Genomic DNA, 13241 nt, shown 5'->3' with positions numbered 1-13241 from the left:
TGAAGTCAAGTATATCTTTCTCATTTTATTCCATTGTTCGTTAACTCTACAGGCTGATTTGTCGACGACAAAAAGCGCGGAGCGGCGCAGCTATTTTGCTGCATCGCCCCATTCGAGATATTGGATTGGCGTTAAGCCCCTGATTTATCTGGTTAATTCGCTTACGGAGTAGCCTTTACCATCGCGCCGCAGGTGAGAAATCTCTGCCCACCTCACTAATGTCGATGCGCGAGCGCTCACGCTCCGGGGCGTCCTGCCCGGGCAGGCAATGCCCGGAAGCGTCATCGCTCCTGAACTATTCGTAGCGTAGAGCGTCGATCGGATGCAGCAGGCTGGCTTTGCGCGCCGGGTAATAGCCGAAGAAAACTCCGACCGCCGCCGAAAAAATAAAACCGCCCATCACCGCCGTCGGCGAAACCAGCGTCGGCCATTCCGCCAGCGCTGAAATCAGCTTCGACACGAGTATCCCCAAGATTACTCCCGCCAGCCCGCCCATCGCCGACAGCAGCATCGCTTCGACCAGGAACTGCAGCATGATGTGGATGCGGCGCGCGCCGACCGCCATGCGGATTCCTATCTCGCGGGTGCGCTCGGTCACCGACACCAGCATGATGTTCATGATTCCGATTCCGCCCACCAGCAGCGAAATTGACGCCACCGCCAGCAGCAGCATCGTCATCACCTGCGTGGCGCCCTCGGACGCCGCCGCGATTTCGCTTAGATCGCGCACCGTAAAGTCGTCGTCCTGTTTGGGCTGGATGTGATGGCGCTCGTGCAGCATGCGCGTGATTTGCGCAACCGCGTTGTCCACCTCGTCGGAACCGCTCGCCTTGACAAACATCACATTAACCACGCCGGTGATTTTCGCCGCGGCGCCGAACGCGTTGCTCGCTTCGGTGGTCGAGCTATAAACCGAATTGGTCGTCGGTACCGACGCGTAAGGATTGGTCGAGCTCGCCGTGGCGACCGCTGCGGGCGCGGCTGCTGCCGACGGCGCCGACACGCCCAGCACTTTGCGCTCTGCGGTGTTGAACGGGACGATTACCACGTCGTCCTGGTCCTGCCCGTAACTCGACTGTCCCTTGACTGACAGCACCCCGATTACTTTCATCGGGGAGTTTTTCACCCGGATCGTGGCGCCGACCGGATTCTGCCCCTCGCCGAACAGATTGTTCACCACCGTCTGTCCGAGCAGGCATACTGGCGCGCCCGCTTTTTCCTCCGCGTCGGTGAAGATGCGTCCGATCGATGGCGGCCAGTCTCGGATCGCAAAATAACTCGGCGTCGTCCCCTGGATGTTGGTGCTCCAGTTGCGATTTCCCGAGACCACCTGCGCCACCTGCCGATCCATGTACGTCACCAGCGCGACCGCGCCTCCGCTACGCGCAAGCGCCTGCGCATCGCCGATCGTAAGGGTGGAATTGCTGCCCAGCCCCGCGCGTGCGCCGTTGGCGGTCGTCGCGCCCGGCACCACTATCAGCAGGTTGGTGCCGAGGCTGTTGATTTGCGCCTCGACCGACGCTCGCGCCCCGTCGCCCACCGCCACCATCGTGATCACCGCCGCGACGCCGATGAATATACCCAGCATCGTGAGCGCGGCGCGCAGCTTGTTGCGCTTGATCGCGCGACCAGCCGCCACCACCGCCATGCTGGCAAACGTCCGCACCTCGTCCAGCAGCGATGCCGTTCGATCCGCCGCCTCCATGCCCGGCGCAGCGGCCGGGACGCTCGCGCCACCGCGCGCGCCGACCCCGTCTTTTCGCGTATCCGAGATGATCACCCCGTCGCGAAACGTGACGATCCGGTCCGCATAAGCCGCCACATCCGGATCGTGCGTCACCACGATCACCGTGAGGCCCTGTTCGCGATTGAGCTTGGTGAGCACGTCCATTATCTCGGCCGAGTTGGTCGAGTCGAGATTGCCGGTCGGCTCGTCGGCGAGCAGTATCGACGGGCGATTTACCAGCGCGCGCGCGATCGCCACGCGCTGCTGCTGCCCGCCCGAGAGTTGATTGGGATGGCTCTGCTCGCGGCCTGCCAGCCCGACCAGTTTCACCAGGTCGGCGGCGCGATGCTCTCCGTCGGCCGTCCACGCCGAATAGAACAGCGGCAACTCGACGTTCTCCAGCGTCGAGGTTCGCGACAGCAGATTGAAGTTCTGAAAAACGAACCCGATTCGACGGCTGCGGATCGTCGCCAGCTCCGACTCGTTCAGGCGCGCGACGTCCTCGCCCTCCAGGATGTAGCGTCCGCTGGTGGGCCGGTCCAGGCATCCCAGCATGTTCATCAGCGTCGATTTTCCCGAGCCCGACGCGCCCATCACCGCGACGAACTCGCCCCGCTCGATCTTCAGGTTGACGCCGCGCAGCGCGTTGACCTGGACCTCGCCAAGCTCGTAGGTCTTGGTCAACTCGACCAGTTCAATCACGCTTTTCATCGGATGACCGCCCGCGGCTAGTGGGGCATGTGCACCATTCCGCCCACCGGACCGGTCCCGGCGCTGCCGCCGCTGTGCGACCCTCCCCCGCCATGCGATCCCGCACTGCGCACTTCGTCCGTCACCACGCGTTCGCCCGCTTGCACGTCGCCCTGGGCGACTTCGACCCAGGTTCCGTCGCTGAGCCCGGTGGTGATCGTGACCGGTGTGACTTTGCCATTCTCGAAAACCCAGACTCGAGTCTGCTGGCCTGGCGCTCCATCCAGCGCGGCGGAATTCGCCGGCGGCTCTCCCGGCGGCGCAAAGCGCAGCGCGTCGATCGGAACCCGCACCACCTTGGCTTTTGACGCCGTCACGATGATCACATTGGCCGTCATCCCGGGCTTGAGCAGCAGTTCGGGATTTTCCACGCTTACCACCACGTCGTAGGTCACCACGTTCTGAACCGTGATCGGCGCCTGCCGAACTTGGGCAACCACGCCTTCGAAATCGCGATCGGGAAACGCATCCACCCGAAACGTGGCCTTCTGCCCTTCCTTGACGTAGCCGATATCGGACTCGCTGGCGTTCGAGTCCACCTGCATCTTGGTCAGGTCCTGCGCGATCAGAAACAGCGTCGGCGTCTGAAAGCTCGCCGCCACGGTCTGCCCCACGTCCACGTTGCGCGAGACCACCGTGCCGTCAACCGGCGACACGATATTGGTGTAATTCAGGTTCAACTCGGCCGCCTTCACGTTGGCCGTTTGCTGCTGGATGTTGGCGTGATCGAGGTTGACCTGTGCGATGTCCTCCTGCCACGCGCTGTACGACGAATCCAGCGTGTCTTTCGAGACCGACTCGTCCTTGAACAGCTCCAGGTTGCGCTCGTAGGTGACTTTCTTGTACGCGAGGTCGGCGCTATCCTTGCCCAGTTGCGCTATCGAGTTCGCCAGCGTCGCGTGCGCAATATCGACCGTGACCTGGTAGGGCCGCGGGTCAATTTTCGCGATTAGCTCCCCTTTTTTCACCGCCGCGTTGTAGTCTTTGTAAATTGCGGTGATCGGTCCCGACACGTAAGTGCCGAGTTGCACCACGATGACCGGATTGACCGTCCCGGTCGCGGTGACCGACCGCACGATCGGCCCTTCGGTGGCCTTGGCGGTAACGATCCGCATCCCGGACGAACTCCGGCCGAAGAAATACCAGGCCCCTGCGACTGCGATGATCGCGGCGATCGCGAGCATCCACGCGCTATTTTTCATACTGGACAATTTCATGGGTGATGCTCAATCATTATAACCATCGTTCATTGGTTTCCAACGAAATACGAAATACCAAAACTAACACACACTAGTGCCTCTCTTAGACGTAGCTCCGCCATGGAAGTTTCGAGTAAGTTTACCCCCATGGCCGAACAGCCACCCCCGCTGGCGGGAATAAAAGTTGTCGATCTGACCAGGTATTTCGCCGGTCCGTTCTGCACGCAAATCCTCGGCGATTACGGCGCCGAGATTTTCAAGATCGAACCGGTCGAAAATCCCCGCGGCGAACTGGGCGCCAGCAAGGGTCCCGACAACTACTTCTTTCTCTCCGCCAATCGTTCCAAGAAAAGTTTAAGAGTCGCCATCAAAAAACCCGAGGGCCGCGAAATCCTGATGCGCCTGATCGACGCCGCCGACGTGGTCGTGGACAACTTCCGGCCCGGCGTCATGCAAGCGCTCGATCTGGACTACGAAACGCTCGCGGCACGCAATCCGCGCATCATCACCTGCTCCATCTCGGGCTTCGGTTCCACCGGGCCGATGCGCGATTTCCCCGGCTTCGATCAGATAGCGCAGGGGATGTCGGGACTGATGAGCGTGACCGGGACCGCCGAGAGCGGGCCGACCCGCGTCGGCATCGCCATCTGCGATCTGCTCGGCGGAATTTTTTCCGCCCAAGGCATCCTGCTCGCGCTTCAGGCGCGCCATCGCGACGGCCGCGGCCAGCGCGTCGAGACCTCCTTGCTCGAATCCATCGTCAGCATCCTGACCTGGTCGGCGGGAATTTATTTCGAAACCGGGGTGACTCCCGCGCCCGCCGGCAACCATCATCCGCTGATATCGCCGTACGGCACGTTCCAGGCGTCCGATCGGCCGTTCAATATCGCATGCGGGAACGAGACGATGTGGCAACATCTCGTCGCCGCGATTGGACGCCCGGAACTCGCCGCCGACGAGCGATTCAACAGCAGCGGGCGGCGGCTCAAAAATCGCGACGCGTTGACCCTGGAAATAAATCGCGCGCTCGCCGCGCATCCCGCCGAGCATTGGATTCAATTGTTCAACCGCGAGGGCATCCCGTCGGGGCCGATCCTCACCGTCGAAGAAATGTTCAAGCATCCGCAGACCGCCGCGCGCGCGATGCTGCTTCGGATGCCGCATCCCGAACTCGGCGAGTACCTGACCACCGGGCTGGCCGCCAAGCTCGAGGCGACGCCGGGCAGGATAACGCGGCCGCCGCTGGCCGGCGAGCATACCGACGAAGTCCTCGCCGCGCACGGCTACTCGCCCGCCGATCTCAAGCGCCTGCGCGCCTCCGGCACCATCGCGTAACTCCGAAGTGAGCAGCCGGTAGCGGCGCAAAAAGGAGCATGTCCAGATGGATCGAGAAATCAGCCTGTTTGACGCAATCCGGACGATGCGCGCGATGCGCCGGCTGAAACCGGACCCAGTCCCCGATGAACTGATCCGTGAAATCCTGGAGGCAGCTATCTGCGCGCCGAGCGGTGGCGATACTCAGCATTGGCGCTTCATCGTGGTGAAGGATCCCCAGATTAAAAAGCAGATTCAGCTCAGATATAAACGCGCCTTCGAGGATCTCAAAGAACGATTCCATGCGGCGCCGCCCCCTCCGGGCAAAACTGAGGCGCAGAAGCAGCGGATGCTGGCGGCGAGGGACCATCTCACCGAACACTTGCACGAGGCGCCGGTGCTCATCGTATGCTGCCTATACGGCGATTCGGGAAGTGGAGTTGGAGCTGGGGCGTCGATTTACCCTGCCGTGCAAAACATGTTGCTTGCCGCGCGCGCCTTGGGGCTGGGCGCAACCCTGACCACGCGCCATCTGCTTTACGAGAAAGAGGTTGACGAGATCCTTGGATTGCCCGAAAAGGCCCAGACCTTCGCGATCATCCCGATAGGTTATCCGATGGGACACTTCGGCCCAGTCTCACGCGCGCCGCTGGAGCAAGTCACTTTCCTCGACCGATGGGGCCGCAAATATCTGTAGCCCGCTAAGGCGGCGCCGGCAGCGCATTATTCGGCCCTTGGCAGGGTCCCGCGCCCGCCAACGGCGGGCGGCCTTAACATTGGGTGCAGGGGTCACCCCTGCTGAGAAACCCTCAGCGTAAAGTTGTGACGATGACCTAAAGTTGCAGGACGGTAAACTATTAGAGTATGGTCCAGACTTGCCTATAGGAAATTGGAAATCCTTCGATTCCCTGGTGTCGCTCGCTTCGGGTCACCGATCGACTGATCGCAACTGCGGGACGCAGAGGCTAATCGACTGCGAACGAACAGATTTCGATGCCGCGCCGTCTCCATCTGTGCTAGCGCGCGCCACCAGAAAGGATGGCTTCCTTCGGCTCGGGACAGGCCCTGAATCTGAGAGATGGGTAAGCTACAGGAAAGTTAAACTTCGGTATCGACGGTTAGAATAGGGAGGATGTATGAAAAGGCAGCTTCTGTTTCTAGTCCTGGCTGGTGGCCTGGCATTGGCGACGGCGCCCATTGCGAGTGCGGTCCCGGCGCCATCCCCCGGCTTTTGCGGACACAGCTACGCGATGCTGATGCAGGGAGCCGAACCCAACCCCCTCCCAGCGAGTGGATCGGGGGGAATAGTCGGGCCGGGGGGATACAACGGGGCGCTCACCGCCATCGTTGGCGTTGGCGTCATCCAGTTCTCCGCAGGCTGTAGTAATATCACCGGCGAATTGATCTACAACGACGGCGACATCCAATTCCTCGAAACCGGCGTCGGCATGATTGGGGGCCCTGCTACCTGCTACTCGGCAGAAGCGGCGTTGACAGGAGCTCTGCCGTGCTTCGACGGTGGCAACCACTTCACCGCTGCAAGTGTCACGACCGCGGGAGAGCCGCCAGGGATGGCGCTGCTGCAATTCACCGCCAACTTCAACTACTACGACTTAACCCTTGGACCCACCCCCACTGGCAGTATGGCATTCGCATTCACCATCCAGGAGATGGCCGGCGGCTCCACGCTGTTTGGCAACACGGTCCCATCACCGACTGCACCAGTTCTCACTTTGACGATGCAGCAGCAGTCGCCAGGTCCAAGCGGGATACCCACCGCCTTTGGCCGGGCTCCGTATTCTGGCAATCATTCAATCATTTGCAATGGGTACAGCGCCGACCAGGACGACCTCATCGCCTACGTCGAAAATTATGAGTCGGGCGGGGTCACGGGAGGCTACGGCACGGCTCTTGGGTCGGTGACAATCCCCGTGAGCGGCCCAGCCACCGGAATCCTCAGCTTCAATAGCAATGATAACCTCCAGGTCCCCGGCAGCGGCGTGCCTCCGTCCAACAACACGGCCTGCGACTTCACGGCGGTTCTTGATCCTTATGATGGCCCCGGCGCATTTGCAGACGGTGCCAGCAACCTTTGGGCCAGCATCACCAACGCCGCCACCGACCCGACATGCACCAACGCGGCGAACGCCGGCGCCGGATTCGAAACCAGCATGGTGGCCTGGGGCAGCTCCAATCAGAACTCCTATGCGATAGTGACCGGTCTTACTGAAACAGCTTTACCATTCATTCCACCGGGCGAGATGTCAACTTGCACCTTTCTCGCCCCGCCTCCGCCGGCCGTGGTGAAGATACCATAAGGGCCATAAACGGTGACTAAGACTGCCGCGGCAGTTGAGAAATAAACGATTCGACCGATCAGCCGCACGATGCGCAGAATATTAGCGCAGTAGGCCTCCTTTTGTCCGAGACCTCCCCGGCCGAAGGCACCGGCGCCGCGCCCCCGCCGCGCGATAGAAGAATCACCTGCGCGGTGGGCGGCAGGGGCTGACCCCTGCACCCACTGTTAATCGAAAAGTCTGCCGAAGCGTCCTTTTCTCTCAAGGCCGAGAGCGAAAGACCGTCCTCGGGATTTCGCGATGGACACCGGGTGCAGGGCTGAGCCCTGCACCCGGTATTAACGCCACGCTCCGTTGTCGCGCGCGGTCTCTTCTATAGTGTGGTCGCGAAAAGATGCGCTGCGCAGATTTTCGCGTCTTCTCACTGCGGGTGCAGGGGCTCAGCCCCTGCCCAAGGAGATGTGAAACCCAGGCGGGTTTCACATCTCCGGGGTCAATCGCGGCGCCCCTGCCACCTCGACGCGGCGCCCGTCGAGCCGCCACTCGATCGATGTGCACCGCCGCGCGAGTTCGTCGTCATGCGTCACGATCAGCATCGCGCCCGGATACTCGACGAGCGCGTCCTCCAGCCGTTCGATCGCCGGCATGTCCAGATAATTGGTCGGCTCGTCGAGTACCATTGCCCACACCTGCCGCCCCAGCCCGTACGCCATCGCGAGCTTGCGCGCCTCGCCGGGTGACGGCGCCGCGGACTCGAGCAAGCGGTCGGGATCGACGCCGAGCGCCGCGACCAGCGTGAGCACGCGCCCGCGCTCGTCGGCGTTGAGCTCGCGGACCTTGTCGAGCATCAGGGTACCGTCGTGCGCGGTGAGTTCCTGCGGCAGATAGAGAATGCGCGAGGCGGCGACGTGGGATCCGCGGATCATCGCGGCCAGCAGCGTGCTCTTGCCTATTCCATTGGGGCCGGCGACGCGAATTTTCGCGTCTCGCAGCACCGCGAGATGAATGTCTTCCAGCAGCCGCGCATCGCCGGCGAATATCGCGGCCTTGTCGAGCGTGAAGACCTTGGCCACCGGCGCAGGGGTGTAATTGACAAAAATCGAGCGTCCCTTCGCTTTGCTGAACTTGTACGCGCCGAGCTTTTCCGACACGCGATCGACGTTCGCACGCAGCACAGCCGCGTCGCGGGAAATTCTCCGCGACGCCATCTCGGCTTTGCCCTTCGCACGCGCGCTGGTGGCGTCATGGTCACCCCGGAACTTCATGCGCTTTCGGGTGCCCGCGTTTGCCTCCGCTTCGGCCGACGTTGCCATACGCCGTTTGTCGGCGAGCCGGCGCGCGAGGTTCTCGCGATGGTGCTTCAGGCGCTCGTATTCCGATTGACGCTCGCGCTCCTCGGCCTCCCACGCGCGCTTCGCGTCGCTGTACGAGCCGCGCCAGATGCGTGCAGTGCCGTCATGCACGCGCACGGTGTGGCTCGTGAGACGGTCGAGCAGTGCACGGTCGTGCGAAACAACGATTCCGACGCCGCGAAAGCGCCCGAGGCCTGCGATCAGCAGCTCGCGCGCTTCAACGTCCAGATGGTCGGTCGGTTCATCGAGCATCAGCACCGTCGGCTCGGCGCCGACCGCCGCGCCGACCTGCCATCGCTTGCGTTCGCCCGGCGACAACGTCGGCCATCGCTCCAGTGAAAGAGCGTCGAGGCGCAACTCGCCATGGATTCGGCGCGCGACGCCGTCGGTCGAGCGCGCGAACGCGGCAATTTCGGGTGTCAGCGTCTCGACGGTCTGCGCACAAATTCGAATCGCCCCGCCGGGCGGATCGAGATGCACATGGCCGGCCACCGGCTCGAGATCGCCACCGATAAGGCGGATCAGGGTCGTCTTGCCGGCGCCATTAGGCCCGACCACTCCCGTCCAGCCGGTCGCGAGCGTGAGAGTGACGTCGGTCAGAATGGAAACGGAATCGGTATATGAAAAGCAGAGACCTGATAATCGTACGAACATCGTAACTGCTCCACCAAAATGCCCACGCGCATTGAAAAAAATCGCCGCGCGAGCGATTGTCCGATGACACGAACTATGGAGTAGTTACTTCCGCACGCCTTCAGTCTCTCCAGTGAGGGATATATCGAAACTATCCGCGCGATCACCGCGAATCAACCGTGCCGGCGCGCCGCGCCCCTGCCGCCGATGAGGGCGCCATAACGTCCTTCTCACTGCGGGTGCAGGGGCTCATCCCCTGCCCAAGGAAGTGTGAAACCCACGGTGGGTTTCACATCTGCGGGGTCACCCCTGGCCGTGGCGACGGCAGCACAGTATTAAGCCCTTGGCAGGGGACGCGCGCGACAACGGAGCGCGGCCTTAACACTGAGTGCAGGGCTCAGCCCTGCCCCTGCAAAAACTCGATCAGGATCTCGTTGATCTCTTTAGGGCGTTCCTGCTGCACCCAATGGCCGGCGCCGGGGATGATCACTTTCTTTTTCAGATTCGGAGTGAACGCACCCGCCATCGCGTACCCGCCTGGGATCATTTTGCCGACCACGTCATGCTCACCGGCGGCGAACACGGCGGGTTGGCGCAGCTTGGCGCCGTCGAGGAAAGGTGTCAGCTCCCAGTTGCGATCGAAATTGCGATACCAGTTGACGCCGCCGCGAAAGCCCGCCCGCTTGAACTCGCCGGCAAAAAAATCCAGGTCGGCTTCGGTGAGCCACGGCGGCAGCTTGTCGGGCAGGATGCCGGTCTCGATAAACTTTGTCGTCTTGGGAAACAGGATTGATAACTCCCCGGTCCGCGGCACGTCGCCCGACGCCGAGTAGAGGACCATCGCCATCGAGCGGCGCGGATCGGCGTCGAGTTCCTTCTCGACCTTGCCCGGCTCCTGGAAATAGAGCTGGTAGAAATTCTTGTCGCCGGCCATGGCTTTCATCGCGTCGGTCGGACGCATCGGAGTGCGCGGAAAATACGGAACGCTGAGCAGTGCGATCGCGCGAAAGATGTCGGGGCGCAACAGCGCCGAGTTCCACGCCACCGGCGCGCCCCAATCGTGGCCTACGATCACCGCCGACTCGACGCCGAGGCTGTTGACCAGCCCGACGATATCGCCGACCAGGTTGAATATGTTGTACGACTCGATCGGCTCGGGCGCGTCGGTATGCCCGTAGCCGCGCTGATCGGGCGCGACGACCCGGAAGCCCGCCGCCGCGAGCGCGGGAATCTGATGGCGCCACGAGTACCACGATTCGGGCCATCCGTGGCACAGGATCACCAGCGGACCCTCGCCCTGCTCGACGTAATGCATCCGGATGCCGTTGCTGTTGACGTATTTGTGCTGCAGTTCCGGCATCGAAACTATTCTTGGCCCGCGCGCGCGGGCTACGAATGCTTGAGCTTTTTGATTTCCTCGGTCATCTCGGGCACCGCTTTGAACAGATCGGCGACCAGGCCGTAGTCGGCGACCGCGAAAATCGGCGCCTCTTCATCCTTGTTGATCGCGCAGATGACCTTCGAGTCTTTCATCCCGGCCAGATGCTGTATCGCGCCTGAAATTCCGACTGCGATGTAAAGTTCGGGCGCAACCACCTTGCCCGTTTGTCCAACTTGCAGATCGTTGGGCACGAAGCCCGCATCGACCGCCGCGCGCGACGCGCCCATCGCGGCGCCCAGCTCGTCGACCAGCGGCTCGAGCACGGTCTTGAAGTTTTCGCCCGCCTTGAGGCCGCGCCCGCCCGAAACGATTATGCGCGCCTCGGTGAGTTGCGGGCGATCGCTCTTGGTCGCGTTGAACGAAACGAATTCCATCTTGAGTGCGCCCGCGTCGATCTCGGCATTCTGCTTCTCGACGGGAGCGGCGCTGTCACCTGGCTTGGCGGCGTCGAATGCGGTGCCGCGCACCGTCAATACTTTGATTGGTCCGTCGATTTCGACGGTCGCCATCACGTTGCCCGCGTAAGTGGGGCGCACGAAGGTCCCGTCGTCGTTGATTGCGGTGATTTCCGACGCCATCGCGGCGCCGAGGCGCGCGGCCAGCCGCGGGAACAGGTCCTTGCCCATCGCCGTCGCCGTCGCGATTATAAATTCCGCGCCTTCCTTTTTCGCCAATGCGGCAAGCGCCTGCGCGTGCGCGTCGGCGAGATAGTTCTTCAACGCGGGATGCGCCAGCGCGATCGCCTTGGCGACGCCGTACTTGGCGATTTCGCCCGCGGCCGCCTCCGGCGCTTCGCCCGCCACCACCGCGATAGCTTTGCCGCCGCGCTTTTTCGCCAGGTCGAGGCCCGCATGAACGGCGGTCAGTGTGGCTTTGGGGAAATGTCCCCCCTGATGCTCCGCGAAAATCAGAACGTCACCCATGTCAATTCACTCCGGCGTTCGCAATCGTAAAAATCGGGTTCAAATAACCTTTGCTTCGGTGTGAAGCAGCGACACCATCTCCTGCGCCGACGCGATCTTGCGTCCCCCCTGGCGCTTGGGCGGAGCGGCGAGAGTCTTTATCTTGAGCTTCGGCGCGAGATCGACGCCGAGGCTGTCGGCCGCAATCTCTTTGAGTTCTTTCTTGCGCGCCTTCATGATTCCCGGCAGCGAGGCGTACCGCGGCTCGTTGAGGCGCAGGTCGGCGGTGACGACCGCGGGCATTTTGAACGCGATTGTCTCCAGGCCGCCGTCAACTTCGCGTATGACCGAAATCTTGTCGGCCGTGATCTCAACCTTGGATGCGAATGTCGCCTGCGGCCATCCCAGCACCTCGGCAACCATCTGCCCCACCTGGTTCGCGTCGTCGTCGATGGCCTGCTTGCCCAGTATGATGAGGTCGGGTTTCTCGTCGCCGGCAATTTTCGCGATGATTCTCGCGATCGCGAGCGAGTCGAGCGCGGCGTCGGTCTTGACCAGGATTGCGCGGTCGGCGCCCATCGCAAGGCCGGTGCGCAATTGCTCCTGCCAGGTGGATTGGCCGACCGAGATCAGGACGACCTCGCCGGTCTGTTTCTCCTTGATGCGGAGCGCTTCTTCGATGGCGATTTCGCAAAACGGGTTGATGACCCATTTGACGTTGTCGGTGGCGATGCCGCTGCCGTCGGGGAGAACGCGGATGGTGGTGGCGGGATCGGGAACTCGCTTGATTGGTACTAGAATCTTCAAAGCACTAAACTCCACGCGTTCATTGATGCATCGGTTGAATCCGAAAACACAGAGGTTGCCCGGGAATAGAACCGAGGAACGTAAAAATTTCTAACAGCGCCCCGCCAGTTAGTCAAACCACGCTAATGGCCGTGGCGACCGCGGCACGGTATTAGGCCGTTGGCACGGGATCGCGCGCGACAACGGAGCGCGGCCCTAATACCGGGTGCAGGGGTCACCCCCTGCCGCGCGACAGAAGAATCACCTGCGCGGTGGGCGGCAGGGGCTGACCCCTGCACCCACTGTTAATCGAAAAGTCCGCCGAAGCGTCCTTTTCTCTCAAGGCTGAGAGCGAAAGACCGTCCTCGGGATTTCGCGATGGACACTGGGTGCAGGGCTGAGCCCTGCCCAAGGAGGTGTGGAACCCACGGAGGGTTTCACAAAAAGATCATTCGTTGTAGCCGAGGCGGCGCGACAGTTCGCGGCCGGCCTCGAGCAGGGTCGGCGCGATTTCGGCGGCGATTCGCTCTGCGCCGATGCGATAGGTTGGGCCGGCGACCGCGATCGATCCGACCACTGAGCGCGTGTAGTCGCGAATCGGCACCGCGACCGACGACACTTCTTCGATGAACTCGCCGGAATCCACCGCGTAACCGTCGCGCGCGACTGCTTCGAGCTGCGCGAACAGAGCGGCGCGATCGACGATTGTGCTACCGGTGAAGCGGCGCAGCGTCTCGGGCAACGCCGACTTGAGCTGCTCCTCGGCGTCGAAGGCAAGATGCGCCTTGCCGGCCGCCGTACAATGAAGCGGCAGGGTAATTCCGATGGGCGGCGTGATGCG

General features: G+C 62.3%; 10 protein-coding genes. 3 read left to right on the top strand and 7 right to left on the bottom strand.

All coding sequences use genetic code 11. The features are described from left to right. Positions 1-295 precede the first annotated feature (295 nt). Positions 296-2437 carry an ABC transporter permease gene (locus tag ABSB13_RS03385; protein WP_428105512.1) on the bottom strand — a complete coding sequence of 714 codons (2142 nt, stop codon included), beginning with the start codon at positions 2435-2437 and terminating at the stop codon, positions 296-298. Positions 2438-2454: 17 nt separating this feature from the next. Beyond that, complete coding sequence (locus ABSB13_RS03380; protein ID WP_428105510.1) at positions 2455-3693, bottom strand: efflux RND transporter periplasmic adaptor subunit; 1239 nt, start codon at positions 3691-3693, stop codon at positions 2455-2457. A gap of 102 nt (positions 3694-3795) precedes the next feature. Here ABSB13_RS03380 and ABSB13_RS03375 point away from each other — a divergent pair, with 102 nt between their 5' ends. From ABSB13_RS03375 to ABSB13_RS03365, 3 genes are all read left to right on the top strand, one after another. Continuing rightward, a complete protein-coding gene (locus ABSB13_RS03375) occupies positions 3796-5010 on the top strand; it encodes a CaiB/BaiF CoA transferase family protein (protein WP_428105508.1) in 1215 nt (404 codons plus the stop codon). Positions 5011-5056: 46 nt separating this feature from the next. After that, positions 5057-5686 carry a nitroreductase family protein gene (locus ABSB13_RS03370; protein ID WP_428105506.1) on the top strand — a complete coding sequence of 210 codons (630 nt, stop codon included), beginning with the start codon at positions 5057-5059 and terminating at the stop codon, positions 5684-5686. A 439-nt stretch (positions 5687-6125) separates the two neighbouring features. Then, positions 6126-7307: a hypothetical protein gene (locus ABSB13_RS03365; protein ID WP_428105505.1), complete on the top strand. Its 1182-nt coding sequence runs from the start codon at positions 6126-6128 to the stop codon at positions 7305-7307. Between the two features lie 458 nt (positions 7308-7765). On the opposite strand, the gene ABSB13_RS03360 is transcribed toward ABSB13_RS03365, so the two are convergent. The 5 genes from ABSB13_RS03360 to ABSB13_RS03340 form a co-directional block, all read right to left on the bottom strand. After that, positions 7766-9292 carry an ATP-binding cassette domain-containing protein gene (locus ABSB13_RS03360; RefSeq protein ID WP_428105504.1) on the bottom strand — a complete coding sequence of 509 codons (1527 nt, stop codon included), beginning with the start codon at positions 9290-9292 and terminating at the stop codon, positions 7766-7768. Positions 9293-9668: 376 nt separating this feature from the next. After that, positions 9669-10631 carry an alpha/beta fold hydrolase gene (locus ABSB13_RS03355; protein ID WP_428105502.1) on the bottom strand — a complete coding sequence of 321 codons (963 nt, stop codon included), beginning with the start codon at positions 10629-10631 and terminating at the stop codon, positions 9669-9671. 29 nt (positions 10632-10660) lie between these two features. Beyond that, positions 10661-11635, bottom strand: coding sequence for an electron transfer flavoprotein subunit alpha/FixB family protein (locus ABSB13_RS03350; RefSeq protein WP_428105501.1), 975 nt, complete (start codon positions 11633-11635; stop codon positions 10661-10663). A gap of 39 nt (positions 11636-11674) precedes the next feature. Beyond that, a complete protein-coding gene (locus tag ABSB13_RS03345; RefSeq protein WP_428105500.1) occupies positions 11675-12421 on the bottom strand; it encodes an electron transfer flavoprotein subunit beta/FixA family protein in 747 nt (248 codons plus the stop codon). Between the two features lie 427 nt (positions 12422-12848). After that, a partial coding sequence (locus tag ABSB13_RS03340; protein ID WP_428105498.1) for an IclR family transcriptional regulator occupies positions 12849-13241 on the bottom strand: 393 nt, incomplete at its 5' end.

The sequence above is a fragment of the Binatus sp. (SeqCode) genome (genome assembly GCF_050013435.1).
Taxonomy (GTDB): domain Bacteria; phylum Desulfobacterota; class Binatia; order Binatales; family Binataceae; genus Binatus.
Note: the sequence above shows the minus strand (reverse complement) of the source record. Positions and strands in the feature narration are given on the sequence as shown.

Bases quoted from the DNA above. Each gene is read 5' to 3' on its own strand.
- ABSB13_RS03360 (WP_428105504.1), bottom strand. From the start codon at position 9,292: ATGTTCGTACGATTATCAGGTCTCTGCTTTTCATATACCGATTCCGTT.
- ABSB13_RS03385 (WP_428105512.1), bottom strand. From the start codon at position 2,437: ATGAAAAGCGTGATTGAACTGGTCGAGTTGACCAAGACCTACGAGCTT.
- ABSB13_RS03350 (WP_428105501.1), bottom strand. From the start codon at position 11,635: ATGGGTGACGTTCTGATTTTCGCGGAGCATCAGGGGGGACATTTCCCC.
- ABSB13_RS03380 (WP_428105510.1), bottom strand. From the start codon at position 3,693: ATGAAATTGTCCAGTATGAAAAATAGCGCGTGGATGCTCGCGATCGCC.
- ABSB13_RS03365 (WP_428105505.1), top strand. From the start codon at position 6,126: ATGAAAAGGCAGCTTCTGTTTCTAGTCCTGGCTGGTGGCCTGGCATTG.
- ABSB13_RS03375 (WP_428105508.1), top strand. From the start codon at position 3,796: ATGGAAGTTTCGAGTAAGTTTACCCCCATGGCCGAACAGCCACCCCCG.
- ABSB13_RS03370 (WP_428105506.1), top strand. From the start codon at position 5,057: ATGGATCGAGAAATCAGCCTGTTTGACGCAATCCGGACGATGCGCGCG.
- ABSB13_RS03355 (WP_428105502.1), bottom strand. From the start codon at position 10,631: ATGCCGGAACTGCAGCACAAATACGTCAACAGCAACGGCATCCGGATG.